The organism is Yersinia intermedia (genome assembly GCF_900635455.1).
GTDB lineage: Bacteria > Pseudomonadota > Gammaproteobacteria > Enterobacterales > Enterobacteriaceae > Yersinia > Yersinia intermedia.
Window position 1 is genome coordinate 1,526,823 of the sequence record NZ_LR134116.1, and the last position, 26,722, is coordinate 1,553,544.

A 26,722-nucleotide genomic window follows, 5' to 3' on the forward strand; every position below is an offset into this window, starting at 1 on the left:
CTGATTATCTTACAATAATACCCAGTAAGATACCCAGCGCACCGAAGTCAGCATCACTGAACGTGGTATTGGCAAAGCCGATGTCACCCAGTACTGGCAGCAGGAAGACTGGCAGGAAGGTAATCAATAAGCCCTGCGCGAAGGCACCTAAAATAGCACCACGGCGGCCACCGGTTGCATTACCAAATACCCCGGCTGCTGCACCAACGAAGAAGTGAGGAACTACGCCTGGGATAATCACGGTCATGTCCATCAAGTAAAGTGCGAACATACCGATAAGACCCGCAGCAAAGCTGCTCAGGAAGCCAACCAGAACCGCATTAGGTGCGTATGGAAATACTACCGGGCAATCCAATGCAGGTTTTGCATTAGGAACTAGCTTGTCTGAAATCCCTTTAAATGCTGGCACTATCTCGGCAATAACCATACGTACACCTTGCAGGATGATGTACACACCCGCGGCAAAAGTGATGGATTGCATCAACGAGAACATAAACCAGTTCTTACCGCCACTCAGGCTTTTCACCACTTCTGGTCCGGCGAACAGGCAAGTCACGATAAAAATGATACACATGGTGAATGAGATAGCCACTGGTGTATCACGCAGGAACAGCAGGCTTTTCGGCACATTCATATCTTCAGTAGAATGTTCTTTATTACCGAATTTGCTACCGATAAAACCTGCCAGTACGTAAGACAGGGTAGAGAAGTGGCCAATTGCCACATCATCAGAACCGGTCACTTTTTTCATGTAAGGGTGGGCAATCGCTGGGAAGAACACCATCGCAACCCCAACTACCAACGAACCAATGACAATCAGTGTCACGCCGCTGATACCTGCGGTAGCCAGAATTACTGCCACCATCATCGACATAAACAGGGTGTGATGACCGGTCAGGAAGATAAATTTCCATGGCGTAAAGCGGGCAATCAGAATATTGATCACCATAGCGAAGAACATAATCATCGCCATCTCTTTACCAAAACTCTTTTGTGCCACAGAAACGATTGCTTCGTTATTCGGCACCACGCCCTGAATACCGAAAGCGTGTTGGAAGATATTGGCAAAATCACCCAGAGATGAAACCACCAGGCCCGCGCCCGCACCTAAAATGACAAAACCCATGATGGTTTTTACGGTGCCTTTAATACACTCAGTTACTGGTTTTTTCTGGGCAATCAGGCCGATTAACGCGATCAAACCGACCAGAACTGCCGGTTCAGAAAGCACATCACTCATTAAGAAACGAAAGAAATCCATGCCAGCCTCCGCTTACAGCGCGCCTAATTCAGTTAATGCCACAGACAAACGTTCTTTCATGGCTTTCTTATCAATCATGTTATCAAGAGCAACGATTTTGCCGCCAACCGACTGAGCAATGAGTTGTTCGGCAATATCTTTGGTACCGATGAAGATGTCGCTTGGGGTACCTTTGGCAGAGCCAAGATCCACATGATCCACTTCGGCTGCGACTGCCAACTCTTTCAGAATACTTTTGATGCTGATTTCCATCATCAGGCTGGTACCTAAGCCGTTACCGCAAACCACTGTAATTTTCATTTTCTTTCCCCTTAAAATTATTATCCGTACTGAATGCCATGATTAATAACGCGCAATGACTGATTGAATCTCTTGCGGCGTTTGTGCATTAAGTAAGGTTTGTACATCTTTATCGTTATCGAACAACTGAGCGAGTTGAGAAATAGCCTCAATATGGCTATTGCTGTCTGTCGCGGCTAACACAATGAGTAGTTTGACCGGGTCATTACCTTCAGCATTGAAAGTGACACCCTCGGTAATGACGGTTAATGCCAAAGAGAGTTTATTAACACCTTCTTCCGGGCGGGCATGTGGCATCGCAATGCCGGGGCCGACCACGTAGTAAGGGCCAATAGCCTCATGGGAGCGATAAATAGCGTCGACATAGCGCGCTTCAATAGAGCCATTATCAATCAGTGGCTTACATGAAATTGCGATGGCCTCACGCCAGTCTTTTGCCTGGCTAACCACCTGAATGACGTCTGACGTTAACAGTGTTTTTAACATGATATTGATGACTCCCGATGACTGTTAACCAGAGAGTAGATAGTTATCGTAGTTATTAATGTGATGAATATCTCAATTGGTAGCGCTACCTGATAGCGCTACCAAATTTTGTGATAGCGCTATCATTTGTTGCGTCAGGGTCTTTGGCTATCTCGTAATAAGCCATATACAATGCAACGTATTGCCGAGATTCGTTCGGACTGATTTGTTTTATCCAAACAGGATATTTTAATTCGGCAAGAAATTTTAATCAGGCAGGAACTCAGCATGGAAAAAACACGCAAGCGCCGTAATACCGGGCGGGTCACTCTATTGGATGTGGCGAATTACGCTGGGGTAGGGTCGATGACTGTTTCCAGAGCGCTGAGAACGCCGGAGCAGGTTTCAGATAAGTTACGTGAGAAGATAGAGCAAGCTGTTGAAACATTAGGATATATTCCCAACCGTGCAGCGGGGGCTTTGGCCTCAGGACATAGCGATACTGTCGCGGTTTTGATTCCATCGCTTACCGATAAAGCCAGTTCCCGATTTATGCAGGCGCTACAACAGATTCTGAACAAAAATGAATTTCAGTTATTGCTGGGTTGCCATGAATATAATCAGCGGAAAGAAGCTGAAATACTGATGACACTGCTGCAAAGCAATCCAGCAGCGGTGGTGATATTCGGCTCACAACTGGCAGATAAAACTTATCAATTGCTAGAGCGAGCCAATATTCCTAGCGTTAATGTGGTGGGTTCCTACTTTAAAGGGGCAAAAATTACCCTTGAAGCGGCATTTTTTGAGTCTGCTTATGCATTAAGCAGTCATTTACTGGAGCGCGGTTATCACAATATTGGTTTTATTGGCGCTCATATGGATAACCGTTTGCAACGTCAGCAATTGAACGGCTGGCATAAAGCGATGCTGGAACATTACAAAAATGCCGATCAAACCGTCACTACACCAGAAACAGCCAGTTTGCAGTTTGGCCGCTATGCCTTGACGGAGATCCTACAACGCCAGCCGGAACTGGATGCTGTTATTTGCAGCCACGAAGATATCGCTTTGGGAGTGTTGTTTGAATGCCAGCGCCGCTTGCTGAAAATCCCCGGTGGGATCGCGGTTGCCTGCCTGGATGGCTCTGATAACTGTGATCAGACTCACCCGACGCTGACGTCGATGCGTATCGATTACCGGAAAATGGGTAAAGATGCCGGCAAGATGTTGATCGAACTGCTTGAGAGTGAGGACGATGGCGAGTTGAGTGAACCGGTTAGCCAGAGTTTCAGCTATAAATTTGAACCACGGCAGAGTACCTGAGGCTAGCGCCAAACAATAAAGGAAAACCGCCCCGCAGGGCGGCTTACCGGGCTTACTTGCCTGACGTGTTGATTATCACCGTGATTGAGTTGTTGAAAATACGCCAACCCCCATTCCCGGATGTTAACAATGCGCCAAATACAACGAGCACAATACAAAAGTACCGTTTCATTGTGCGGTCCATGCTTAGACCGCTTCACGCCAGCACCACCGGTGATACTACCGTGAATACAAGTACAGGGTTGCACTTGCGTTACGGCCAATGGATATCCTTCCCTTAAACCGATGCCCGCTTGCTTAAGGCGGCGAAAAGGTCCGCAGCGATTGTACACGAATGCACCCCCAGCCGATACTTGACAGTGAATAGCAACTGGCCCAAAATATGAGAACAGGGTTGCACTTGCAATATGTTGGTAACAGTTATTTTGATACTAACAACCCCGCTGGAATGGCCGCTTACCGGACCAGCACAGAGAAACCGCCTATATGGCGGTTTTTTTGTTGGCGCATTTTAGGGATACGCTCTTTTGGTGAGTGTGGTTGCGAGGTGAAAGCGTTCTAACCCCAATTTATACATCGCTTTGCCAACAAACAAAAACGCCAGCACAAGGCTGGCGTTTCGTAGACAACGTAATCTTAGACTTAAGATGCGCTGGCGTCAGCCTGAGCGGATTGAATCGCCGTCAGTGCTACGGTATAGACGATATCGTCAACCAATGCACCACGGGACAAATCGTTAACTGGCTTACGCATACCTTGCAGCATCGGCCCGATAGAGATCAGGTCAGCAGAGCGTTGTACCGCTTTATAGGTGGTGTTACCGGTGTTCAAATCTGGGAAGATGAACACAGTGGCTTTACCTGCAACCGGTGAGTTAGGCGCTTTGGATTTTGCCACATCTGCCATGATTGCCGCATCATACTGCAACGGACCATCGATGATCAGATCTGGGCGTTTTTCTTGTGCCAGACGGGTCGCTTCACGTACTTTTTCGACATCGCTACCCGCACCAGAATTACCGGTAGAGTAAGAGATCATCGCCACACGTGGTTCAATACCGAATGCCGCAGCAGAATCCGCAGATTGAATAGCAATCTCAGACAGTTGTTCAGCGGTTGGATCTGGATTGATTGCACAGTCACCGTAAACCAGAACCTGGTCAGGCAGCAGCATAAAGAACACAGAAGAAACCAGTGAACTGCCTGGTGCGGTTTTGATCAACTGCAACGGTGGGCGGATGGTGTTTGCGGTGGTATGTACTGCACCGGAAACTAAACCGTCAACTTCACCTTTTTCTAGCATCAGAGTGCCGAGAACGACGTTGTCTTCCAACTGTTCGCGTGCGACCACTTCGGTCATGCCTTTGCTCTTACGCAGCTCAACCAGACGCGGAACATATTGTTCACGCACGGCAACAGGATCGATGATTTCAACGCCTTTGCCTAGCTCAATACCTTGCGCGGCAGCAACACGTTGGATCTCTTCTGGGTTGCCCAGTAGCACACAAGTCGCGATACCACGTTCAGCGCAAATAGAAGCAGCCTTAACGGTACGTGGCTCATCGCCTTCTGGCAGTACGATGCGTTTACCGGCTTTACGGGCCAGTTCGGTCAGCTCGTAGCGGAATGCTGGTGGTGACAAGCGACGTGAACGCTCAGAAGTTGCACTCAGAGAGTCAATCCACTCACCACTGATATGGCTGGCAACGTAGTTTTGCAGCTTCTCAACACGCTCATGGTCGTCGGCGGGCACTTCCAGATTGAAGCTTTGCAGGCTGAGGGAGGTCTGCCAAGTGTTGGTATTAACCATAAATACTGGCAGGCCAGTTTGGAAGGCGCGCTCACACAGCTTTTTAATCGGTTCATCAATCGCATAACCACCTGTCAGCAGGATGGCACCAATTTCAACGCCATTCATTGCCGCCAGACAAGCTGAAACCAACACGTCTGGGCGGTCTGCTGAGGTCACCAACAGAGAACCTGGACGGAAATGTTCCAGCATATGCGGGATACTACGAGCACAGAAAGTGACAGATTTAACGCGGCGAGTTCTGATATCACCTTCGTTAACAATGGTCGCTTTCAGGTGATTAGCCATATCAATGGCACGAGTTGCAATCAGCTCGAAGCTCCAAGGCACACAACCCAGAACGGGCAGCGGGCTGTTGGCAAACAGTTGGCTCGGATCGATATTCGCAACGCTGGCCTTGGTGGAATCATCAAAGATTTCAGACAGGTCAGGGCGGGTACGGCCTTGCTCATCAACCGGTGCATTTAATTTGTTAATGATAACGCCGGTGATATTTTTGTTTTTGCTGCCACCAAAGCTGGAACGAGCCAGTTCAATACGCTCTTTCAGCTGATCCGGTGAGTCATTACCCAGCGCAATAACAAAGACGATTTCAGCATTCAGCGTTTTAGCAATTTCATAGTTCAGTGCATTGGCAAACTGATGTTTACGTGTTGGCACCAAGCCTTCAACCAGAACCACTTCTGCGTCTTTGGTATTTTCGTGATAACGGGCAACAATTTCTTCCATTAACACATCTTGCTGGTTAGAACTCAGCAAGGTTTCCACATAACCCATGTTCAACGGCTCAGCAGCAGTGATGCTGGAGTTCGCACGGATAATAGTGGTGGTTTGGTCAGGTGCATCATCACCGGCACGAGGCTGGGCGATTGGCTTGAATACGCTCAGGCGTACACCTTTTTGTTCCATGGAGCGGATGACACCCAAGCTGACGCTGGTTAGACCAACGCTGGTGCCGGTAGGAATCAACATTATTGTACGGGACACGGCTAAACCTCTTTACGGTTATACCCTTCGTCCTTGAAGCCACAGGGTTGTTGGCTACGCTCATGCACCCGAATCACTGACCTGAGTCAGCTCATCGGGATTTATTCGCTTGCCGCCTACCTGCAACTCCAATGACTTTGGGGACATCCTTCGTCCTTGGAACTTCAGGGGGTTGGCTACGTTCACTTACCCGAATCACTGACCTGAGTCAGCTTATCGGGATGCGTTCGCTTACCGCCTACCTGCAGCTCCAAGGTCTTTGGGTAAAAATACTTATGCGGTTAGGCGAGCAGCATCTTGCGCGATAACCAGTTCTTCATTGGTTGGGATAACCAGAGCCAGACGGCTGCCATCTTTGGTGATGGTGCCAGACTTACCAAAGCGTGCGGCCATATTACGCTCGTGGTCAATTTCAAAGCCCAGTAGACCCAGTTTGTCCAACGTCAGTTCACGTACCATTGCTGCGTTCTCACCAATACCACCGGTGAAGACAACCGCGTCCAGACGGCCATCCATCAGCGCAGTATATGCACCGATGTATTTTGCCAGACGATGGCAGAACACATCCATTGCGCGGCGTGCATCTGCTTTAGTTGCATAGTTGTCTTCAACATAGCGGCAGTCACTGGTGACTTCCGTCAGGCCCAGCAGGCCAGATTCTTTGGTCAACAGCTTGCTGATCTGTTCCATGCTCATGCCCATGGCATCATACAAATGGAAAATGATCGCCGGGTCGATATCACCACTACGGGTGCCCATGACCAAACCTTCCAGTGGTGTCAGGCCCATAGAAGTATCAACACATTTACCGTTACGAACCGCAGTGACTGAACCACCGTTGCCCAAATGGCAAGTGATGACGTTCAGCTCTTCCAGTGGCTTGTTCAGGGTTTTAGCGGCTTCCTGGCTGACGTAGAAGTGGCTGGTGCCGTGTGCGCCATAGCGACGGATACCGTTTTCTTTGTATAAACGGTACGGCAGGGCGTAGAGATAAGACTCTTCTGGCATGGTCTGATGGAACGCAGTGTCAAAGACGGCGACATTTTTATCAGCCAGATTCGGGAATGATTTCAACGCTTCAGCGATACCGATCAAGTGAGCTGGGTTATGCAGTGGTGCAAATGGGATGGAATCTTTGATACCCTGAATAACTTCGTCGGTAACGATAGCGGATGCTGTAAACTTCTCGCCACCATGAACAATGCGGTGACCAATAGCGGTCAGTTGCGCGGAAAGCTCTGGTTTTTGTGCCAGAATAGTATTAACAATGAAATTCAGTGCTTCGCTGTGTGCTGCACCAGCACCCAATGCTGCTTCCTGTTTGCCACCATCAAGTTTCCATTTGATGCGGGCTTCAGGCAGATGGAAGCATTCGGCTAAACCAGAGAGGTGTTCTTCACCGTTGGTCGCGTCGATGATAGCAAATTTTAGGGAAGAGCTACCGCAGTTAAGAACCAGTACTAGCTTACTCGACATGGAAGTACCTATTTTATAGTCGTGTTCAACATTTGTTTTTACACAACGATGCGCGTGGGGCATTGAAGGTGCAAAAACAGCGAAAAACATGTGGTTAATAAAACGTCAATCAGTCCAAAAGCGTAGCGCATATTGGCGTCGACATTAATGATTAACATCATGCGATAGAGAAAAAGGCATGATGATGGAAAAATCGCGGATTAAACGCTAAGTGCAAACGTTAAAACCTGGTGGTAAAAATCGGTGCGATTTAACAAAAATGATTTAAAAGCTGCAAAAAGTTGACATATTTAGTGCCATCTTCTAGCGGCCAAAAGGCCGAGCTAGGATACCGATAGCGCAGCCTAAAAACAAAATATATTTAACAGACTAATTTTTAGTTTGTGGATTGCAAAAAAAATTTTAATTTTTGTTTGTGAAGTTGAGGTGAGCCATGACAACAAAACCCTCTGATTCTGTAAGTTGGTTTCAGGTACTCCAGCGCGGCCAACTTTATATGAAGACCTGGCCTGCAGATAAGCGCCTGGCGACAGTGTTTCCCGAAAATCGCGTGGTTACGGCGACACGTTTCGGTATCCGCTTTATGCCTCCGTTGGCCATTTTTACCCTGACTTGGCAGATAGCCCTCGGTGGGCAGCTAGGGCCAGCTATCGCAACTGCGCTGTTCGCCTGTGGTTTACCATTACAAGGGTTATGGTGGTTAGGTAAGCGTGCGATAACCCCATTACCGCCAACGTTACTCAAGTGGTTCCACGAGGTACGCAACAAGCTGACTGAAGCGGGGCAGGCCGTTGCACCGGTCGAGCAGACGCCAACTTACCAATCCCTGGCGGATGTGCTGAAACGTGCCTTCAAACAGTTGGATAAAACATTTCTTGATGACCTCTAAGGGGCGTTTTATGCCAGCAGCTTTCTATGCATCAAAGGATTAGTGGTGCAAAATCCCCTGTCAAATCAAAGTATGGCCTAAGCCTGTGTGCGATGATTTCCTCATTATTTATGTTTTAGGAGTTAGTGATGGATATGACAAACGCCCAACGACTGATTCTGTCGAATCAGTACAAAATGATGACCATGCTGGACCCGGAAAATGCTGAGCGTTATCGTCGCCAGCAAACCATTGTCGAGCGCGGCTTTGGTTTGCAGATGCGTGAACTGGACCGTGATTTTGGTGAAATGAGCGAAGATACTTGCCGTACTATCATTAATATCATGGAGATGCATCACGCCCTGCAAGTCTCCAGCGGTAACCTGAAAGACAAGCAAGACTTGGATGAGCGCCGTATCTCATTCCTCGGCTTTGATGCTGCTACCGAATCCCGTTATCTGAGTTATGTGCGCTTTATGGTTAATACTGAAGGGCGTTACACCCATTTTGACTCAGGAACTCATGGTTTCAACTCTCAAACCCCTATGTGGGATAAATACCAACGTATGCTGGCTATCTGGCAATCATGTCCACGCCAATACCATTTGAGTGCCGTTGAAATTTCGCAAATCATCAATGCCTGATAACGTGTAACTTGTGTGCTATCAGTAAGTTGAAGAAATAGTTTTACTGAAGAGGATGTGCTTGTGGAGTGTAAAGGTTTTCTTTTTGATTTGGACGGGACGTTGGTTGATTCTTTACCTGTTGTCGAACGGGCCTGGATTGGCTGGGCGCAAGGGCGAGGCATCAATCCAGCAGAAGTTCTTGATTTTATCCATGGCAAACAAGCAATTACCTCTTTACGTCATTTCATGTCAGGTGCAAGCGAGGCGGAAATTCAGGCTGAGTTTCTGGCATTGGAGCAGATTGAAGCCAATGACACCGATGGTGTGAGTGCACTGCCAGGCGCAGTGGCACTGTTGGATCGACTAAACAGCCTGTCAATTCCGTGGGCTATTGTCACTTCTGGCTCGGTGCCGGTCGCTTCTGCGCGCCGTGCTGCCGGCCATCTGCCGGTACCTGAAGTGTTTATCACCTGCGAACAGGTTAAGCATGGCAAACCTCAGCCGGATGCTTATCTGTTGGGGGCCGAGCGCTTAGGGTTGGCTCCTGCTGATTGTATCGTAGTGGAAGATGCCCCTGCGGGGATTTTGTCAGGCTTGGCGGCGGGCTGTCAGGTGATTGCAGTCAACGCTCCGGCGGATACGCCAAAACTTGATCAGGTTGATTTGGTGCTCAGTTCGCTGGAACAAATTAATGTTGAAGTGACCACTAATGGCGCACGGGTTGTGCGAGTAGGTTAAGTTTTCGCGCGATGCTTAAACATCTTCACTGAGAGCGCCTGATGGCGCTCTTTTACTGTCTGGAACCTCACAAATTGATAAACTTTTTTCAGGGAAAAAATACAATTAAACGCTTTGCGGGATAGTAAGCACATAAATTTGCAGTCATTATTGATCTCAGACAGCGGCCATCGCTGATTTTAATGTTTTACTGCCAGAGCCGGATATTCCCTTTCACTTTTTGCCAACGAGGCCATTTTGAACAGCGAACTATTGTGGGTGTTGACGCTACTTCTAATAGCTATTGTGCTGTTTACTACCAATAAACTGCGCATGGACGTGGTAGCACTGTTGGTCATTATTGCCTTTGTGATGAGCGGTACGTTGTCATTAGGTGAGGCGACCAGCGGATTCAGTGATCCCAACGTGATATTGATTGCGGCGCTGTTTGTTATTGGTGAAGGGTTAGTCAGAACCGGTGTTGCCTATCAGGTGGGCGATTGGTTGGTGAAAGTCGCCGGTCACAGTGAAACCAAAATGTTGGCGCTGTTAATGGTAACGGTTGCCGGATTGGGCGCTTTTATGAGTTCAACTGGCGTGGTGGCGATCTTTATCCCTGTGGTACTGAGTGTTGCCAGCCGGATGAAAATTTCGCCGGGGCGTTTAATGATGCCGCTGAGTTTTGCTGGTTTGATAAGTGGCATGATGACGTTGGTGGCAACACCGCCAAATATGGTGGTAAACAGTGAGTTACTGCGCGAAGGCATCAAAGGGTTTGGCTTCTTTGGTGTGACTCCGATTGGTATCATCATTTTGCTAATGGGTGTTGGTTACATGCTAGTGGCCCGGCGCTGGTTGGGAGGGAAGCCGGAAAGCTCAGAGAAAGAGCAGCAATGGAAACGCCGTACTTTCCGAGACCTTATTCGCGATTATAAACTGAATGGCCGTGCGCGCCGTTTGGCTATCCGCCATGATTCTCCTTTGATTGGCCGTTCTCTTGACGAGCTGCATCTGCGTGCCCGTTATGGGGCAAATGTGGTGGGGATTGAACGCTGGAAGCGTTTTCGGCGTGTGATGGTGAGCGCCACCGGTTCATCCGAATTGCACGAGAACGATGTCTTACTGATTGATATGTCAGATTGCGACATAGACTTACGTGAATTTTGTACCGAGCAGATGCTGGAACCGATGGTACTGCGCGGTGAATACTTCTCCGAGCAGGCGCGCAACGTCGGAATGGCTGAGGTTTCGCTCATTCCTGATTCCGCTCTATTGGGAAAGAGTCTACGTGAGGTCACCTTCCGTACCCGCTATGGTTTAAATGTGGTGGGTATCCGCCGCAATGGTAAGACTTTGGAAGGCAAACTGGTTGATGACAAATTACAGTTTGGCGACATCTTACTGGTGATCGGTGATTGGAAACTGATTCGCCAGTTGCAGTTAAAGACCCGTGATTTCATTGTACTGAACCTGCCGGCTGAAGTGGATGAAGTGGCACCGGCCATTTCGCAAGCCCCCCACGCATTGTTCTGTCTGGCGTTGATGGTTGCCATGATGATGACCGACGAGGTGCCGAATGTGATTGCAGCGCTGGTCGCCTGTTTACTGATGGGGCAGTTCCGATGTATTGATATGGAAAGTGCTTATCGTTCAATCCATTGGCCGAGCTTGATTTTGATCATCGGGATGATGCCCTTTGCGCAAGCATTGCAGAAAACCGGCGGGGTTGATTTGATTGTTCGTGGTTTGATGGATGTGGCCGGTGGGATGGGGCCGCGCGTCATGCTGCTATGTTTGTTTGTGTTGTGTGCCACGATCGGATTGTTTATTTCTAATACGGCAACGGCAGTTCTAATGGCACCGATTGCCATTGCTGCTGCGCGGGAGATGTCGGTCTCGCCATATCCCTTTGCGATGATTATTGGTATTGCAGCCTCAGCCGCTTTTATGACCCCCGTTTCGTCACCGGTGAACACCTTGGTATTAGGGCCTGGTGGCTATAAATTCGGTGATTTTGTCCGCATGGGGGTACCATTTACGATATTAGTCATGATTGTTAGTGTGATGGTGGTGCCGGTGCTGTTTCCATTCTGATTGGGATGCTATGGGGTAAGAGTTGTGTTTAGTTTGGTTGATATGAGATTGGTGCTCACCTTGCCCCTTGGTGCCTCAACCGCCAAAGGGGTCACAAGCGCGTGACCCCTAAAACGGGCGTCCTGTCCGTTTTCCTTGCCTATACTCTTCGCTCGGCAGCTCAAATATGCTTTTGAAAATTAACTTCAACTTCAACTTCAACTTCAACTTCAACTTTAATCCAGTGAGTCGAGGCTGATTTCATCCAGTGACAGGCTAAAGCTGGGCACAAACACCGCCATAAAGTAATCCATTTCCGGGCTTTGGCGCATCGCGAGGGTTTTCTCCAACCGCGCTTTGGCTTGAATAAACTCGTTATTACCGGCCGATAACTCTTCCAGACATTTTAGATAAGCACACAGGGCATCGGCTTGTTTAACCAGCGCTTTCTCTTCTTCGCTGTAATAGTGCTCGTCCAGCAGACAGCGGAAATCATGCTGTAACTCCTTCGGCAGCATTTCGATCAGTTTTTGTTGGGCAACCTTTTCTATTTTTTTGTATTCGTGGGCGATTTGCGGGTTGTAATACTTGATGGGCGTCGGTAAATCCCCGGTAATCACTTCGCTGGCATCGTGGTACATCGCCAGCAGTGCAATGCGATCAGCATTAAGATTGCCGTTAAACTTACGGTTCTTAATGATAGCTAGCGCATGAGCGACAAATGCCACCTGCAAACTGTGTTCAGAGACATTCTCAGTGCGGACATTGCGCATCAGAGGCCAGCGGTTGATTAGTTTCAAACGGGATAGATGGGCGAAGAAATGACTCATAGTTTTCTCTCTATTCAATATATTAACCATAAGATGATGGAAACAATCTGCATACGAGGATAACATCAAATCGATTTGATCAATGAGATAATGAGTTAATTAAATATTCTCACAATGTCTCAATTTTGTTTATTAAACCCTCACTTTATCTTTGTGTTTCATCCTTGCCATTCATTCTATCTTATTAATTATAAAAGAAATTATTTAACATTGGCTCTATTGAGTCTGTGATGTGAACTCATTATTCTTTTTTTGTCCATTCTATGGATTATTAAATTTCAGTATATAAATTTTATTTAAATTATAAAGCTAAGGATAGTTATATGAAATTATTATTTATTCCTATGTCAATTTTATTATTCAGTGCGACAACACAAGCTCAGGAGGAGTTCTGTGTCGGGGGAAATTTGGGGCCGTTCAGTGAGGAGTTTTGCGCTACGCATAACGCCGCGAGGGATAAGCAGCAAGAGCAACGAAGAATAGAACGTTGCAATAAGCTGATTAAACAACAAGGTTCTGCAATATCTTGGAGCATTAATGATTCGGTGAGGGTTTTAATCGATCGTCAACAAAGGGAAGAACTCGGTTGTTTAAGATAATCACTGCATAAATAAAACAGGGCTTGCTATACAAGCCCTGATTAATTACTGGTGGTAGGTCTCCAAAAACCGCCCCAGTTTCCTAACTGCCATCTCCAGCTCATCCACGCGCGGTAATGTTACAATCCGCACATGATCAGGGTATGGCCAGTTAAAGGCGCTGCCTTGAACCAACAGCACTTTTTCCTGCAATAGCAGATCCAATACCAGTTTCTGATCATCTTTCAGGTTAAACCGCTTCTGATCAATGCGCGGAAACATATACAGCGCACCTTGAGGTTTCACGCAAGAAACCCCCGGTATTTGGTTGATTAGCTCCCAGGCACGGTCACGTTGTTCGTACAAGCGCCCACCCGGCTGAATAAACTCGCTGATGCTCTGATAGCCACCGAGTGCCGTCTGAATGGCATGCTGCATCGGTACGTTGGCGCACAGACGCATTGATGCCAGCATTTCTAAACCTTCAATATAACCTTTAGCGTGCTTTTTCGGGCCATTCAGCACCATCCAGCCCTGACGGAAACCAGCAACACGGTAAGTCTTGGACAAACCATTGAAGGTTACAGTTAACAAATCAGGTGCCAAAGCAGCAATAGAATGATGCTGAGCTTCGTCATATAAAATCTTATCGTAGATCTCATCGGCGAAAATGATCAGATCATTTTGACGGGCGATTTCAACAATCTCCAGCAACAACTCTTTGCTGTATACCGCGCCGGTTGGGTTATTCGGGTTAATAATCACAATACCACGAGTACGCGGCGTGATTTTACTGCGGATATCGTCTAAATCAGGGAACCAGCCCGATTCTTCATCACACATGTAATGTACGGCGGTACCGCTTGAAAGCGAAACTGCCGCCGTCCATAACGGATAATCTGGTGCAGGTACCAGCATTTCATCGCCCTGGTTCAGCAATGCCTGCATGGATTGCACGATCAGCTCAGAGACACCGTTCCCAATGTAAATATCCTCCACTGTCAGGTCACGCATATCCCGTGCCTGATAGTGCTGCATAATGGCTTTGCGCGCCGAAAACAGGCCTTTGGAATCGCAATAGCCCTGTGCAGTCGGCAAATTACGGATCACATCCACCAGAATTTCATCGGGTGCATCGAAACCAAATGGGGCTGGGTTGCCGATATTCAGTTTCAGAACCTTGTTACCTTCTTCTTCAAGACGCTTAGCTTCTTTTAGCACTGGTCCACGAATGTCGTAACAGACGTTGTCCAGTTTGCTGGATTTCTCAATGGGGGACATAAAAATTGAGCCTTTTGCTGGTAAAAGCGTGTCCTCAGCGTGGAACACTGCAAGGCCTCCAATGTACTCCGACGTCACTGGTTTTTGAAGTTCTATGCACGTCTTTAGTGCAAATGTCTGCTTTTATTTGAAACGGCAGCCAACCTGGCTGTTGCGGAATATAGTTTATGTTTTATGACTAAAAACTATGGTTATATGCTTTTGTTATGTAACTTTATGGTGTTTTATTCTGGTTAATTGAATGATATACAGCAGTTAACAACAAAGTGTATCTATAAGATGTCGTTGACTTTCCACCCCCAAATGGCGGGTTGATGCCGGTGATAATGAGACCTAATTATGCTGTATTTTAATGGTTGGGATCTCAATTCAACAATTTATATCATCATACATATTATTAAGATGTGAAAAGAGACAAAATTGTAGATAGGAAAACTATTAAGAATAATTAATGTTACACAGGCTAAATCTTAGCGGGTATCAATGTTATTAGTTGAATTTACTCAATTAGATAAAAAACATACGCAAAGATATATTGATGTTTTTTGATATTCTGAAAGAGGCTGGTACGGATTTTTTAATTAGAATGGCGTTACGGCACGATAAAAGACCTGAGGAAAAACAGGTTCCTAAAGAGAAAAAATCTTCATTAATCGAAGATTTAGTGGCTGCCTATCACTGTTCTTACAAATAAATACATAACTTATCCAATAGATTTTTATAAAAAGAGATAGCGGTAACGAAATATAAGTAAATTTTTTGCCCTACTCTAATGAGTGGGGTACTGTCATGCTTAGCGTCGTCCCTTATTGATGGCGCTGTTACTTAAAACACCAGGGTAGTTTGTAATTAGAATTCAAAAAAGTGAAGAATACACTATGACAAATGCAAATCGTCCGATAATTAATCTCGACCTCGATCTGCTTAGAACCTTTGTAGCTGTTGCTGACTTGAATACGTTTGCCTCTGCTGCCGCAGCGGTTTGTCGGACTCAATCAGCAGTTAGCCAACAAATGCAACGGTTAGAACAGTTAGTCGGTAAGGAGTTATTTGCCCGCCATGGGCGTAACAAATTATTGACTGAACATGGTCTCCAGTTACTTGGCTATGCCAGAAAAATTTTGCGTTTCAACGATGAAGCTTGTACGTCACTTATGTACAGCAATATAGAAGGGTCACTCATTATCGGCGCATCTGATGATACTGCCGATACGTTGTTGCCTTTCTTGCTGAACCGAGTGGCGACGCTATATCCTCGGCTAGCGATAGATGTGCGGGTAAAACGCAGTCCATTTATCGCTGATATGCTGAGTAATGGCGAAGTGGACCTGGCTATTACTACCGCCAAGGTCGACACTCATCATGTGATCTTAAGGACATCACCCACGCTTTGGTATTGTTCCGCCGACTATCAGTATCAGTCAGGTGAATCGGTACCGCTAGTGGTGATGGATGAGCCAAGCCCATTTCGCGATATGGCAATAGAAAATCTGACCAGAGCCGGTATTGCATGGCGTATCGCCTATGTAGCCTCTTCACTTTCTGCCATCCGTGCGGCAGTCAGGGCAGGGCTGGGTGTGACCGCCAGGCCAATAGAGATGATGAGTCCTGATTTACGCGTACTGGGTGAAACAGAAGGGCTACCTCGGTTGCCTGAAACACATTATGCATTATGTAAAGACAGTCAGTGTGGCAACGAATTGGCCTTAGCCATTTTTGATGCTATGCAGACGGGCCACCAACATGGCTTGCAGTCTGGATCGGATTTAGTGCTGGATTCTGATTATTTAATAGACGAGAAAAGTTGAACGTCTAGCGTTAATTAAAATATCATAAGCCCCTTATTTTAGGGGCTTTTTTGTTTTTATCTTTTATAAAAAACAGTTTTCCACTGCTCCCGTTTAATTTCATGCTTAAAACGTCGCTTTATTTCACTTAGCGATCTGTCTGAGTATGGGTTAAAGCAGAATAAACCATATTGAATTAGTGGTTAATATTTCTTCTTATTTTTCCATTTATTTTTATTAAAACAACGTTCCATTATTTATTTTTTTTAAAAGACAACTTTTCACGTCGAATATTTATGAAATAACACTCAAAACGTGTTCTGGATCAAAAAAATACCCCTAGCTAGTGAGTGGAAGAACCGGTTATTCCTGAGACAATGGTATAGTTAAAACGAACTCTCCACGTTGGTTTATATGTGTATGTTCTGACTTAACAAATTACTGACACGATTTAGCTTTACACTTCGCACCAAATGTTAAGTAAGATCGTGCGTTTGTAAATTAATGTGTAGTTACTTTTGTCAAAGTTGACAAAAGGTTACTGAAAGGAGTAAAAAGCCCACAGTAAAACACTGGCTAAACAGTTGTAAAGACAGTGTGTTTCGTGTGGTTTTTATCCTTCCCTTTGAATCGATGTGGTGCACTAACTGCCAACATAAGAGCAGGATGTCCGACACCACTTTTGATGAGTAAGCAATGAGTATGTCAACAACCACTGAAGTTATCGCTCATCATTGGGCGTTCGCTGTATTTCTGATCGGCGCTATCGGGTTATGCGGCTTGATGCTCTTAGGTGCGTTCTTCCTGGGTGGGAGAGCTCGGGCTCGCGCCAAAAACGTCCCCTATGAGTCCGGTATTGATTCGGTAGGCTCTGCGCGTATGCGTTTGTCTGCCAAGTTCTATCTGGTCGCCATGTTCTTTGTTATTTTCGATGTTGAAGCCCTGTACCTGTATGCGTGGTCAATCTCTATCCGTGAGAGTGGCTGGGTAGGCTTTATCGAAGCAACCATTTTCATTTTGGTGCTCTTGGCTGGTTTGGTTTATCTGGTGCGCATCGGTGCGCTGGACTGGACTCCTACGCGTTCTAATCGCCGAGTGAGCAAACCGAGCATAGTCAAATACGCCAGCAGTCCTCCACAAGATATACCTAAAGATCTTGGCGTTGCAGGTCAGCAGCAAGCGGACGGCAAATCGGTCACGATTTGAAGCGCATGTATGCTAGCCCGTAGGGTGAGCCTCCACCATGAGGCTCATTAATCCCGATGAGCTGACTCAAGTCAGTGATTCGGGTGAGTGAAAGTAGCTAACAGCCCTGCAGCTCTAAGTACAAAGGGTATAGTGGTCAATAAATACAGCGAGGCATTAACATGGACTATACGCTCACCCGCATAGACCCTAACGGTGAGAATGACCGTTACCCCCTGCAAACTCAGGAAACCGTCAGCGGCGATCCTCTCGAGCAACATGTCCACCGTAGTGTTTACATGGGTAAACTTGAGAACGCCATGCACGACATGGTGAACTGGGGGCGTAAAAACTCTCTTTGGCCGTATAACTTCGGTCTTTCCTGCTGTTATGTGGAGATGGTGACCTCGTTCACTGCCGTACATGATGTGGCACGTTTCGGTGCGGAAGTGCTGCGTGCTTCTCCGCGTCAGGCTGACTTCATGGTCGTGGCGGGGACTTGTTTTACCAAAATGGCCCCGGTAATTCAGCGCTTGTATGAACAAATGCTGGAACCCAAGTGGGTTATCTCCATGGGTGCCTGTGCCAATTCCGGCGGCATGTATGATATCTATTCCGTAGTTCAAGGCGTGGATAAATTCCTACCGGTAGATGTATATATTCCTGGCTGCCCACCGCGCCCTGAAGCTTATATGCAAGCACTGTTGCTGCTACAGGAATCTATCGGTAAAGAGCGCCGTCCTCTCTCTTGGGTTGTAGGTGATCAAGGCGTTTACCGCGCCAATATGCAACCAGAAAGAGAGCGTAAGCATGCTGAACGAATTGCAGTAACTAACCTGCGTACACCTGACGAGATCTAAGCTTGTTATTTTGCAAAAGATAACGGCTCAGGATCGCGGTGCGTAAGTGATTTGTTTTGGGAATGAACGGTTTTTCTTCCAGAACATGTGTGCGGCAAATGACCACAAAATGACACATACAGTGTGGTGAAAAAACAGTGTGGTGAATAAATAATGACCGATTTAACGACGTCCGATAGCGCCCAGCCTGCATGGCAAACCCGTGATCATCTCGATGATCCGGTGATTAGCGAGCTGTCGAACCGTTTTGGGCCTGAGGCCTTTGTTGTTCAAGCAACCCGTACCGGTATGCCCGTGGTATGGGTAAAGCGTGAGCAATTGCTGGAAGTAATGACGTTTCTGAGAAAACAACCGAAGCCGTATGTCATGCTGTTCGACTTGCATGGCGTTGATGAGCGTCTTCGCACTCACCGCCAGGGCCTCCCTGAAGCGGATTTTTCTGTTTTCTATCATCTGCTTTCCATCGAGCGTAACCGCGACATTATGCTGAAAGTGGCACTGTCTGAAAAAGACCTGCACGTGTCCACAGCGACCAAGATTTTTCCTAATGCCAACTGGTATGAGCGGGAAACTTGGGAAATGTTTGGTATTACCTTTGATGGTCACCCACATCTGACGCGCATCATGATGCCGCAGACTTGGGAAGGGCACCCGCTGCGTAAAGATTACCCAGCACGAGCTACCGAATTTGATCCCTTTGTGCTGACCAAGCAGAAAGAGGATCTGGAGATGGAATCTCTGACCTTCAAACCCGAAGATTGGGGTATGAAGCGCGGCACCGAAAACGAGGACTTTATGTTCCTTAACCTCGGCCCGAACCACCCTTCTTCACATGGTGCCTTCCGTATCGTGTTGCAGCTTGATGGTGAAGAGATTGTCGACTGCGTACCGGATGTGGGTTACCACCACCGTGGTGCGGAGAAGATGGGCGAGCGCCAGTCCTGGCACAGCTACATCCCCTACACCGACCGTATCGAATATCTGGGTGGTTGCGTTAACGAAATGCCTTATGTGCTGGCGGTTGAAAAACTGGCAGGCATTGAGGTACCGGATCGCGTTAAAACCATCCGTGTGATGTTGTCTGAATTATTCCGCATCAACAGTCATTTACTGTATATCAGTACCTTTATCCAGGACGTCGGCGCAATGACGCCGGTGTTCTTCGCCTTTACTGATCGACAGAAAATCTATGACTTGGTTGAAGCGATTACCGGTTTCCGTATGCATCCGGCCTGGTTCCGTATTGGTGGTGTTGCACACGACCTGCCGCGCGGCTGGGAGCGTTTGCTGCGTGACTTCCTTGACTGGATGCCAAAACGTCTCGATTCCTACGTCAAAGCGGCGTTGCAGAACAGTATCCTGAAAGGGCGTTCTATCGGCGTTGCTGCCTACAATTCCAAAGAAGCACTGGAATGGGGTGTGACTGGCGCAGGTCTGCGTGCCACCGGGGTTGAGTTTGACGTGCGTAAATGGCGCCCGTATTCCGGCTATGAAAACTTTGATTTTGAAGTGCCAGTCGGTAACAACGGCGACTGTTATGACCGCGTGATGCTGAAAGTGGAAGAATTACGTCAAAGCCTGCGCATTCTGGAGCAATGTTATAAAAACATGCCAGAAGGGCCATTTAAGGCTGACCACCCACTGACGACGCCGCCGCCGAAAGAACGTACGCTTCAACATATCGAAACGCTGATCACCCACTTCCTGCAAGTTTCATGGGGTCCGGTGATGCCAGCCAACGAATCATTCCAAATGGTTGAAGCGACCAAAGGGATCAACAGCTACTATCTGACCAGTGACGCTAGCACCATGAGCTATCGCACCCGGATACGTACCCCAAGCTATGCCCATTTGCAGCAGATCCCCTCGGTTATCCGTGGCAGCCTGGTATCTGACCTGATCGTCTATCTGGGCAGTATCGATTTTGTAATGTCTGATGTGGACCGCTAATTATGAGTGATCAAAAAGAGACTCAGGATCATAACGAAAGCCAAAATGTGGTGGATCTGGCAGTCAATGCGGCTGAACCGGCGACCACAACTGAAGTTTTCGAGTTGAGTGCTGAAGAACGTGATGCTATCGAGCATGAAAAACACCATTACGAAGATGCCCGCGCCGCGTCGATTGAAGCACTGAAAATTGTGCAGAAACAACGTGGTTGGGTGCCGGATGGGGCGATTCACGCCATTGCTGAAGTGCTGGGTATCCCGGCCAGCGATGTCGAAGGTGTGGCCACATTCTACAGTCAGATCTTCCGTCAACCGGTTGGGCGTCATGTGATCCGTTATTGTGACAGCGTAGTGTGCCACATCACCGGTTACCAAGGGATTCAGGCCGCGATTTCGAAGAAACTCAGTATTGAGCCGGGCCAGACCACGTTTGATGGCCGCTTTACGCTGCTGCCAACCTGCTGCTTGGGCAACTGTGATCGCGGTCCGACCATGATGATCGACGACGATACCCACAGCTATCTGAAACCTGAAGATATTGAGAAGTTACTGGAGCAATATCCATGACAACTAATTCGGGTTTTACCAAAGAGGTTATTCGCACGCCAGAAATGCATCCGCTGACCTGGCGTTTGCGCGATGACAAACAGCCAGTATGGCTGGATGAATATCGCAGTAAAAATGGTTATTTGGGTGCTGAAAAAGCGTTAAAAGGCATGACAGCACCTGATGTGGTCAATTTGGTAAAAGACGCTGGCCTGAAAGGGCGCGGCGGTGCAGGCTTTTCCACTGGTTTGAAGTGGAGCCTGATGCCAAAAGACGAAAGCATGAACATTCGCTATCTGCTGTGTAATGCCGATGAGATGGAGCCAGGTACCTATAAAGACCGCTTGCTGATGGAGCAATTGCCTCATCTGCTGGTGGAAGGGATGCTGATCAGTGCGTTTGCGCTGAAAGCTTACCGTGGTTACATCTTCCTGCGTGGCGAATATATCGAAGCTGCCGTGCACTTGCGCCGTGCGATTAGCGAGGCAACTGAAGCTGGGTTGCTGGGCAAAAATATCATGGGCAGCGGTTTTGATTTTGAACTGATTGTTCATACCGGTGCTGGCCGTTATATCTGCGGTGAAGAAACCGCCCTGATTAACTCGCTGGAAGGCCGCCGTGCCAATCCGCGTTCCAAGCCGCCTTTCCCTGCATCGTCTGGGGTATGGGGCAAACCGACTTGCGTCAATAACGTTGAAACTCTGTGTAACGTTCCGGCCATTCTTGAGCACGGCGTTGACTGGTATCAGGGGATTACGGCGGGTAAGAGTAACGATGCGGGTACCAAACTGATGGGCTTCTCTGGCCGGGTGAAAAACCCAGGTCTGTGGGAGCTGCCCTTTGGTATTTCAGCGCGTGAAATTCTGGAAGATTACGCCGGTGGCATGCGTGATGGCTTGAAGTTCAAAGCCTGGCAGCCGGGTGGGGCAGGGACCGATTTCCTGACCGCCGACCACTTGGATTTACCGATGGACTTCGAAAATATTGCCAAAGCAGGTAGCCGGTTAGGCACTGCACTGGCAATGGCAGTAGACCATGAGATCGGTATGGTTCCGCTGGTGCGTAATCTGGAAGAGTTTTTCGCCCGTGAATCCTGTGGCTGGTGTACCCCTTGCCGCGATGGGTTGCCGTGGAGCGTGAAGATCCTGCGTGCACTGGAGCGCGGCGAAGGTCAGCCGGGCGACATTGAGACGCTGGAGCAACTTTGCCGCTTCTTGGGGCCGGGCAAAACCTTTTGTGCTCACGCGCCGGGCGCGGTTGAACCACTACAAAGTGCGATCAAATATTTCCGGGAAGAATTCGAAGCCGGGATCGCAAGTAAAGACTATGGCAACACCCGAGCCATAGCCGGTATTCAACCGAACCTATTAAAAGCGCGCTGGTAGCAGCATTGACGCTCTTGCTGTTTTCAGCAAGAGCCAGATTTTTTGATTAACGCTTGTAAACGAACCGTTTTAAGGTCGTCGTAACAGACAATAAACGTGTTCAAATACAAGTCACTTGGAAGCATGCTGATATGGCTACGATTCATGTAGACGGCAAAGAATACGACGTAAACGGGGCCGACAACCTGTTACAAGCTTGTCTCTCCCTGGGACTCGATATTCCTTACTTTTGCTGGCATCCGGCGCTGGGAAGCGTCGGCGCTTGCCGCCAATGTGCGGTAAAGCAATACCAAAACGCCGATGATACCCGTGGGCGTTTGGTCATGTCCTGTATGACCCCGGCCACTGATGGAACCTTTATTTCCATTGATGACGGCGAAGCCAAAGCGTTCCGTGAGAGTGTGGTTGAATGGTTGATGACTAACCATCCACACGATTGCCCGGTCTGTGAAGAAGGGGGTAACTGTCATCTGCAAGATATGACAGTGATGACCGGACACAGTTTCCGCCGCTATCGCTTCAGTAAACGGACTCATCAAAATCAGGATCTCGGTCCGTTCATCTCGCACGAAATGAACCGCTGTATCGCCTGTTATCGTTGTGTGCGTTACTACAAAGATTACGCTGATGGCACCGATCTGGGTGTTTATGGCGCACACGACAACGTCTACTTTGGTCGTACTGAGAGCGGGACGCTGGAAAGCGAGTTCTCTGGCAACCTGGTAGAAGTGTGCCCGACCGGGGTATTCACCGATAAAACCCATTCCGAACGATATAACCGTAAATGGGATATGCAGTTTGCGCCAAGTATCTGCCAGCAGTGCAGTGTGGGTTGTAACACCAGCCCTGGCGAACGCTACGGTGAGTTGCGCCGCATCGAGAACCGCTACAATGGCAGCGTAAACCACTACTTCTTGTGTGACCGTGGCCGTTTTGGCTATGGCTACGTCAACCTGAAAGATCGCCCACGTCAACCACAGCAATTGCGTGGTAATGACTGGATCCACCTGAATGCCGAACAGGCAATGCAAGGTGCGGCGGATATTCTGCGTCAGGCGAAGAAAACTATCGGTATCGGTTCACCGCGTGCCAGCCTGGAAAGTAACTTTGCATTACGCGAGCTGGTTGGTGCGGAAAACTTCTATACCGGCATTGCCGCAGGTGAGCAACAACGCCTGCAATTGATGCTGAAAGTGCTACAAGAAGGCGGGATTTATACGCCATCACTGCGCGAAATTGAAAGCTACGATGCGGTGTTGATCCTGGGTGAAGATTTGACCCAGACTGGCGCACGTATCGCACTGTCTGTCCGTCAGGCGGTGAAAGGCAAAGCCCGTGAAATGGCCGCTGCACAGAAAGTGGCTGACTGGCAAATCGCGGCGATTATGAACATCGGCCAACACGCTAAACATCCGCTGTTTATCACAAACGTTGATAACACCCGTATGGATGATATCGCGGCGTGGAACTACCGCGCACCGGTGGATGATCAGGCACGTTTAGGTTTTGCTATCGCTAACGCGCTAGATGCATCGTCACCGGCTGTCACGGATCTGGACCCCGCGCTGAAAGGCAAAGTGGATATCATCGTGCAAGCCTTGGCGGGCGCGAAAAAACCATTGATCGTGACCGGTAGCAGTGCAGGCAGCGATGCCATCATTGCTGCGGCAGCTAACGTGGCAACCGCACTGAAAGGCCGTGGATCTGATGTGGGTATCACCTTCGTTGCCAGTGCAGCCAACAGCATCGGCTTGACTATGATTGGCGGTGGCTCACTGGATAGCGCGCTGGAATTGTTGACCCGTGGTGATGCTGACAGCGTTATCGTGATGGAGAACGATCTCTATCGCCATGCGGCGCAAGACAAAGTTGACGCCGCGCTGGAGAACGCCGCCAACGTGATTGTGGTTGATCATCAACGCACCGCGATTATGGAAAAAGCAGACCTGATTCTGTCTGCCGCCAGCTTTGCTGAAAGCGACGGTACGCTGGTCAATCAGGAAGGCCGCGCTCAACGCTTCTTCCAGGTTTACGATCCAACCTATTACGACGACCCGAAAAAACCGGAAAACAACAGCATCATGCTGGAAAGCTGGCGCTGGTTGCACTCCTTGCATTCAACTTATACCAGTCGCCATGTGGACTGGACGCAACTGGATCATGTGATTGCGGCTTGTGTACGCGCATTGCCACAGTTGGAAAGTATTGTTGAAGCAGCACCGGATGCGACCTTCCGTATTCGTGGTCAGAAACTGGCGCGTTCACCTATCCGTTACAGCGGCCGCACGGCTATGCGCGCGGATATCAGTGTGCATGAACCGCGTCAGCCACAGGATATCGACACGCCGTTCGCTTTCTCAATGGAAGGGAATAACAGCCCACTGGCTGATCGTCAGCAGATCCCATTTGCCTGGGCACCGGGCTGGAACTCACCGCAGGCATGGAACAAATTCCAGGCTGAAGTGGGTGGCAGCTTGCGCTTTGGTGATCCGGGTGTGCGCCTGATTGAAGCAGGAGAGGGGACGCTCGGTTACTTTGATTCAGTACCGGCAGCCTTTACCGCTCAGGCTGATGGCTGGCAGATTGCCCCTTACTACCACTTGTTTGGTAGTGAAGAGATGTCGCAGCGCTCAGATGTCATCCAGCAGCGCATGCCAGCACCTTATGTGATGGTCAATCCAGCCGATGCTGCAACGCTTGGGGTTAACCTCGGTACGCTGGTGGAATTCAACTGTGCCGGTCAGACATTGCGTCTGCCAGTGCGCCTGAGTGAAACCTTGGCTCGGGGTCAGGTCGGCTTGCCGCTTGGCTTACCGGGCATTCCACCGATGATGGTGGGTGCGCGCGTTGAGAATCTGCGGGAGGCAGTATTATGAGCTGGTTTACCCCTGAATTGATTGAGATTTTAATCTCTGTCCTGAAAGCGGTAGTGATTCTGTTGGTGGTAGTGACCTGCGGCGCATTTATGAGCTTCGGTGAGCGCCGCTTGCTGGGCTTGTTCCAGAACCGTTACGGGCCAAACCGTGTCGGTTGGGGCGGGTCATTGCAGTTGGTTGCTGACATGATCAAAATGTTCTTCAAAGAGGACTGGGTTCCGCGCTTTTCCGACAAGGCTATCTTTACGCTGGCCCCGGTGATTGCCTTTACCTCACTGCTGCTCTCTTTCGCCATCGTCCCGGTCAGCCCGACCTGGGCGGTTGCGGACCTTAATATCGGTATTCTGTTCTTCCTGATGATGGCCGGGCTGGCGGTATATGCCGTGCTGTTTGCCGGTTGGTCGAGTAATAACAAATATTCTCTGTTAGGGGCGATGCGTGCATCTGCGCAAACCCTGAGCTACGAAGTGTTCCTTGGCTTATCATTGATGGGCGTAGTCGCACAGGCGGGTTCGTTCAATATGCAGGATATTGTTAACTCTCAGGAACACGTCTGGAATGTGATTCCGCAATTCTTTGGTTTTCTGACCTTTGCCATTGCGGGTGTTGCAGTATGTCACCGCCATCCCTTTGACCAGCCAGAAGCTGAACAAGAGCTGGCCGATGGTTACCACATTGAATATTCCGGTATGAAATTCGGTCTGTTCTTCGTCGGTGAATACATCGGTATCGTGACCGTCTCTGCTCTGATAGTCACTCTGTTCTTCGGTGGTTGGCAAGGTCCGTTCCTGCCGCCATTTATCTGGTTCGCGCTGAAAACGGCTTTCTTCATGGTGATGTTCATTCTGATCCGTGCATCCTTGCCGCGCCCACGTTATGACCAAGTGATGTCATTCGGCTGGAAAGTTTGCCTGCCGTTGACCCTGCTGAATCTGCTGGCGACTGCCGCGGTCATTTTGTACAATGCTCAATAAGGGGTGAATGAACCATGACGTTGAAAGAGTTAGTGGTTGGTTTCGGCACCCAAGTGCGCAGCCTGTGGATGATTGGCCTTCATGCCTTCCACAAGCGTGAAACCCAAATGTATCCCGAAGAGCCGGTTTACCTGCCGCCGCGCTACCGTGGTCGTATCGTGTTAACGCGTGACCCTGACGGTGAAGAGCGTTGCGTTGCTTGTAACCTGTGTGCCGTTGCTTGCCCGGTTGGCTGTATCTCATTACAGAAAGCTGAGCACAAAGATGGCCGCTGGTATCCCGAGTTCTTCCGTATCAACTTCTCTCGCTGCATTTTCTGTGGTTTGTGTGAAGAGGCTTGCCCAACAACCGCTATCCAGCTAACGCCGGATTTCGAAATGGGTGAATTTAAGCGTCAGGATCTGGTGTATGAGAAAGAAGACTTATTGATCTCCGGCCCGGGTAAATATCCTGAATATAACTTCTACCGGATGTCCGGTATGGCAGTAGACGGCAAGCAGAAAGGCGAAGCCGAAAACGAAGCCAAACCGATTGACGTTAAAGGTCTGATGCCTTAGGAGCCGCTT

The 26,722-nt window shown here is 48.6% G+C and carries 23 protein-coding genes; 16 read left to right on the forward strand and 7 right to left on the reverse strand.

All coding sequences use genetic code 11. The annotated features are described in order from the left end of the window. Nucleotides 1–4 precede the first annotated feature (4 nt). Genes EL015_RS07095 through EL015_RS07105 form a run of 3 tightly spaced genes read right to left on the reverse strand, consistent with a single transcriptional unit; the run spans nucleotide 5 to nucleotide 2,047 of the window. On the reverse strand, nucleotides 5–1,261 hold the full coding sequence (locus tag EL015_RS07095) for a PTS ascorbate transporter subunit IIC (protein WP_005192644.1): 1,257 nt from the start codon (nucleotides 1,259–1,261) through the stop codon (nucleotides 5–7). Nucleotides 1,262–1,273: 12 nt separating this feature from the next. After that, nucleotides 1,274–1,561 carry a PTS sugar transporter subunit IIB gene (locus EL015_RS07100; RefSeq protein WP_005192642.1) on the reverse strand — a complete coding sequence of 96 codons (288 nt, stop codon included), beginning with the start codon at nucleotides 1,559–1,561 and terminating at the stop codon, nucleotides 1,274–1,276. 42 nt (nucleotides 1,562–1,603) lie between these two features. Further along, nucleotides 1,604–2,047, reverse strand: a complete 444-nt coding sequence (locus EL015_RS07105) for a PTS sugar transporter subunit IIA (protein WP_005192639.1) — start codon at nucleotides 2,045–2,047, stop codon at nucleotides 1,604–1,606. 267 nt (nucleotides 2,048–2,314) lie between these two features. On the opposite strand from EL015_RS07105, the gene EL015_RS07110 reads away from it, so the two are divergent. Then, nucleotides 2,315–3,349, forward strand: coding sequence for a LacI family DNA-binding transcriptional regulator (locus EL015_RS07110; RefSeq protein WP_005192635.1), 1,035 nt, complete (start codon nucleotides 2,315–2,317; stop codon nucleotides 3,347–3,349). A gap of 642 nt (nucleotides 3,350–3,991) precedes the next feature. Here EL015_RS07110 and pta read toward each other — a convergent pair. Continuing rightward, on the reverse strand, nucleotides 3,992–6,130 hold the full coding sequence (gene pta, locus EL015_RS07115) for a phosphate acetyltransferase (protein WP_005192631.1): 2,139 nt from the start codon (nucleotides 6,128–6,130) through the stop codon (nucleotides 3,992–3,994). Nucleotides 6,131–6,418: 288 nt separating this feature from the next. Next, the gene (gene ackA, locus EL015_RS07120) at nucleotides 6,419–7,621 is read right to left on the reverse strand and encodes an acetate kinase (protein ID WP_005191350.1); all 1,203 of its coding nucleotides are present in this window, start codon (nucleotides 7,619–7,621) and stop codon (nucleotides 6,419–6,421) included. A 433-nt stretch (nucleotides 7,622–8,054) separates the two neighbouring features. Between ackA and yfbV the strand changes: the two genes are divergently transcribed. The 4 genes from yfbV (at nucleotide 8,055) to EL015_RS07140 (ending at nucleotide 11,926) form a co-directional block, all read left to right on the forward strand. Beyond that, nucleotides 8,055–8,510, forward strand: a complete 456-nt coding sequence (gene yfbV, locus EL015_RS07125) for a terminus macrodomain insulation protein YfbV (RefSeq protein WP_032907650.1) — start codon at nucleotides 8,055–8,057, stop codon at nucleotides 8,508–8,510. Between the two features lie 128 nt (nucleotides 8,511–8,638). After that, nucleotides 8,639–9,133 (forward strand): YfbU family protein, encoded by a 495-nt coding sequence (locus EL015_RS07130; RefSeq protein WP_005191347.1) that lies wholly within the window; start codon nucleotides 8,639–8,641, stop codon nucleotides 9,131–9,133. A gap of 63 nt (nucleotides 9,134–9,196) precedes the next feature. Beyond that, nucleotides 9,197–9,853 carry a sugar phosphatase gene (locus EL015_RS07135; protein WP_005191345.1) on the forward strand — a complete coding sequence of 219 codons (657 nt, stop codon included), beginning with the start codon at nucleotides 9,197–9,199 and terminating at the stop codon, nucleotides 9,851–9,853. A gap of 237 nt (nucleotides 9,854–10,090) precedes the next feature. Further along, complete coding sequence (locus tag EL015_RS07140; RefSeq protein WP_032907648.1) at nucleotides 10,091–11,926, forward strand: SLC13 family permease; 1,836 nt, start codon at nucleotides 10,091–10,093, stop codon at nucleotides 11,924–11,926. A gap of 215 nt (nucleotides 11,927–12,141) precedes the next feature. On the opposite strand, the gene yfbR is transcribed toward EL015_RS07140, so the two are convergent. Then, complete coding sequence (gene yfbR, locus EL015_RS07145) at nucleotides 12,142–12,735, reverse strand: 5'-deoxynucleotidase (protein ID WP_032907647.1); 594 nt, start codon at nucleotides 12,733–12,735, stop codon at nucleotides 12,142–12,144. A gap of 323 nt (nucleotides 12,736–13,058) precedes the next feature. Here yfbR and EL015_RS07150 point away from each other — a divergent pair, with 323 nt between their 5' ends. Further along, nucleotides 13,059–13,334, forward strand: coding sequence for a hypothetical protein (locus tag EL015_RS07150; RefSeq protein ID WP_032907645.1), 276 nt, complete (start codon nucleotides 13,059–13,061; stop codon nucleotides 13,332–13,334). Between the two features lie 45 nt (nucleotides 13,335–13,379). Here the strand turns inward: EL015_RS07150 and EL015_RS07155 are convergent, their stop codons facing one another. Then, entirely contained in the window at nucleotides 13,380–14,594 is a 1,215-nt protein-coding gene (locus EL015_RS07155; RefSeq protein WP_005191339.1) for a pyridoxal phosphate-dependent aminotransferase, read from the reverse strand. Nucleotides 14,595–15,132: 538 nt separating this feature from the next. Here EL015_RS07155 and EL015_RS21680 point away from each other — a divergent pair. From EL015_RS21680 to nuoI, 10 genes are all read left to right on the forward strand, one after another. Continuing rightward, the gene (locus EL015_RS21680; RefSeq protein WP_005191337.1) at nucleotides 15,133–15,288 is read left to right on the forward strand and encodes a hypothetical protein; all 156 of its coding nucleotides are present in this window, start codon (nucleotides 15,133–15,135) and stop codon (nucleotides 15,286–15,288) included. A gap of 184 nt (nucleotides 15,289–15,472) precedes the next feature. Then, a complete protein-coding gene (gene rovM, locus EL015_RS07160; protein WP_032907644.1) occupies nucleotides 15,473–16,402 on the forward strand; it encodes a virulence transcriptional regulator RovM in 930 nt (309 codons plus the stop codon). Nucleotides 16,403–17,077: 675 nt separating this feature from the next. Next, nucleotides 17,078–17,587 (forward strand): NADH-quinone oxidoreductase subunit NuoA, encoded by a 510-nt coding sequence (nuoA, locus tag EL015_RS07165; RefSeq protein WP_032907641.1) that lies wholly within the window; start codon nucleotides 17,078–17,080, stop codon nucleotides 17,585–17,587. 161 nt (nucleotides 17,588–17,748) lie between these two features. After that, a complete protein-coding gene (locus EL015_RS07170; RefSeq protein ID WP_002210278.1) occupies nucleotides 17,749–18,426 on the forward strand; it encodes a NuoB/complex I 20 kDa subunit family protein in 678 nt (225 codons plus the stop codon). Between the two features lie 153 nt (nucleotides 18,427–18,579). Further along, nucleotides 18,580–20,376, forward strand: coding sequence for an NADH-quinone oxidoreductase subunit C/D (nuoC, locus tag EL015_RS07175; RefSeq protein ID WP_005191331.1), 1,797 nt, complete (start codon nucleotides 18,580–18,582; stop codon nucleotides 20,374–20,376). A gap of 2 nt (nucleotides 20,377–20,378) precedes the next feature. Next, entirely contained in the window at nucleotides 20,379–20,942 is a 564-nt protein-coding gene (gene nuoE, locus EL015_RS07180) for an NADH-quinone oxidoreductase subunit NuoE (RefSeq protein ID WP_005191318.1), read from the forward strand. Beyond that, on the forward strand, nucleotides 20,939–22,306 hold the full coding sequence (gene nuoF / locus EL015_RS07185; RefSeq protein WP_032907639.1) for an NADH-quinone oxidoreductase subunit NuoF: 1,368 nt from the start codon (nucleotides 20,939–20,941) through the stop codon (nucleotides 22,304–22,306). The genes nuoE and nuoF overlap by 4 nt, the downstream gene beginning before the upstream one ends. Before the next feature lie 131 nt (nucleotides 22,307–22,437). Then, nucleotides 22,438–25,182, forward strand: coding sequence for an NADH-quinone oxidoreductase subunit NuoG (nuoG, locus tag EL015_RS07190; protein ID WP_005191311.1), 2,745 nt, complete (start codon nucleotides 22,438–22,440; stop codon nucleotides 25,180–25,182). Continuing rightward, nucleotides 25,179–26,156, forward strand: a complete 978-nt coding sequence (nuoH, locus tag EL015_RS07195; RefSeq protein ID WP_032907637.1) for an NADH-quinone oxidoreductase subunit NuoH — start codon at nucleotides 25,179–25,181, stop codon at nucleotides 26,154–26,156. Before nuoG ends, nuoH begins: the two co-directional genes overlap by 4 nt. A 14-nt stretch (nucleotides 26,157–26,170) precedes the next feature. After that, nucleotides 26,171–26,713, forward strand: a complete 543-nt coding sequence (gene nuoI / locus EL015_RS07200; protein ID WP_005191305.1) for an NADH-quinone oxidoreductase subunit NuoI — start codon at nucleotides 26,171–26,173, stop codon at nucleotides 26,711–26,713. Nucleotides 26,714–26,722 lie beyond the last annotated feature (9 nt).

Bases quoted from the DNA above. Each gene is read 5' to 3' on its own strand.
- EL015_RS07100 (WP_005192642.1), bottom strand. From the start codon at position 1,561: ATGAAAATTACAGTGGTTTGCGGTAACGGCTTAGGTACCAGCCTGATG.
- EL015_RS07150 (WP_032907645.1), top strand. From the start codon at position 13,059: ATGAAATTATTATTTATTCCTATGTCAATTTTATTATTCAGTGCGACA.
- nuoF (WP_032907639.1), top strand. From the start codon at position 20,939: ATGACAACTAATTCGGGTTTTACCAAAGAGGTTATTCGCACGCCAGAA.
- nuoG (WP_005191311.1), top strand. From the start codon at position 22,438: ATGGCTACGATTCATGTAGACGGCAAAGAATACGACGTAAACGGGGCC.
- yfbV (WP_032907650.1), top strand. From the start codon at position 8,055: ATGACAACAAAACCCTCTGATTCTGTAAGTTGGTTTCAGGTACTCCAG.
- EL015_RS07155 (WP_005191339.1), bottom strand. From the start codon at position 14,594: ATGTCCCCCATTGAGAAATCCAGCAAACTGGACAACGTCTGTTACGAC.
- nuoE (WP_005191318.1), top strand. From the start codon at position 20,379: ATGAGTGATCAAAAAGAGACTCAGGATCATAACGAAAGCCAAAATGTG.
- EL015_RS07110 (WP_005192635.1), top strand. From the start codon at position 2,315: ATGGAAAAAACACGCAAGCGCCGTAATACCGGGCGGGTCACTCTATTG.
- nuoH (WP_032907637.1), top strand. From the start codon at position 25,179: ATGAGCTGGTTTACCCCTGAATTGATTGAGATTTTAATCTCTGTCCTG.
- EL015_RS07095 (WP_005192644.1), bottom strand. From the start codon at position 1,261: ATGGATTTCTTTCGTTTCTTAATGAGTGATGTGCTTTCTGAACCGGCA.
- EL015_RS21680 (WP_005191337.1), top strand. From the start codon at position 15,133: ATGTTTTTTGATATTCTGAAAGAGGCTGGTACGGATTTTTTAATTAGA.
- rovM (WP_032907644.1), top strand. From the start codon at position 15,473: ATGACAAATGCAAATCGTCCGATAATTAATCTCGACCTCGATCTGCTT.
- EL015_RS07105 (WP_005192639.1), bottom strand. From the start codon at position 2,047: ATGTTAAAAACACTGTTAACGTCAGACGTCATTCAGGTGGTTAGCCAG.
- yfbR (WP_032907647.1), bottom strand. From the start codon at position 12,735: ATGAGTCATTTCTTCGCCCATCTATCCCGTTTGAAACTAATCAACCGC.
- nuoC (WP_005191331.1), top strand. From the start codon at position 18,580: ATGACCGATTTAACGACGTCCGATAGCGCCCAGCCTGCATGGCAAACC.
- nuoA (WP_032907641.1), top strand. From the start codon at position 17,078: ATGAGTATGTCAACAACCACTGAAGTTATCGCTCATCATTGGGCGTTC.
- nuoI (WP_005191305.1), top strand. From the start codon at position 26,171: ATGACGTTGAAAGAGTTAGTGGTTGGTTTCGGCACCCAAGTGCGCAGC.
- pta (WP_005192631.1), bottom strand. From the start codon at position 6,130: ATGTTGATTCCTACCGGCACCAGCGTTGGTCTAACCAGCGTCAGCTTG.
- ackA (WP_005191350.1), bottom strand. From the start codon at position 7,621: ATGTCGAGTAAGCTAGTACTGGTTCTTAACTGCGGTAGCTCTTCCCTA.
- EL015_RS07130 (WP_005191347.1), top strand. From the start codon at position 8,639: ATGGATATGACAAACGCCCAACGACTGATTCTGTCGAATCAGTACAAA.
- EL015_RS07170 (WP_002210278.1), top strand. From the start codon at position 17,749: ATGGACTATACGCTCACCCGCATAGACCCTAACGGTGAGAATGACCGT.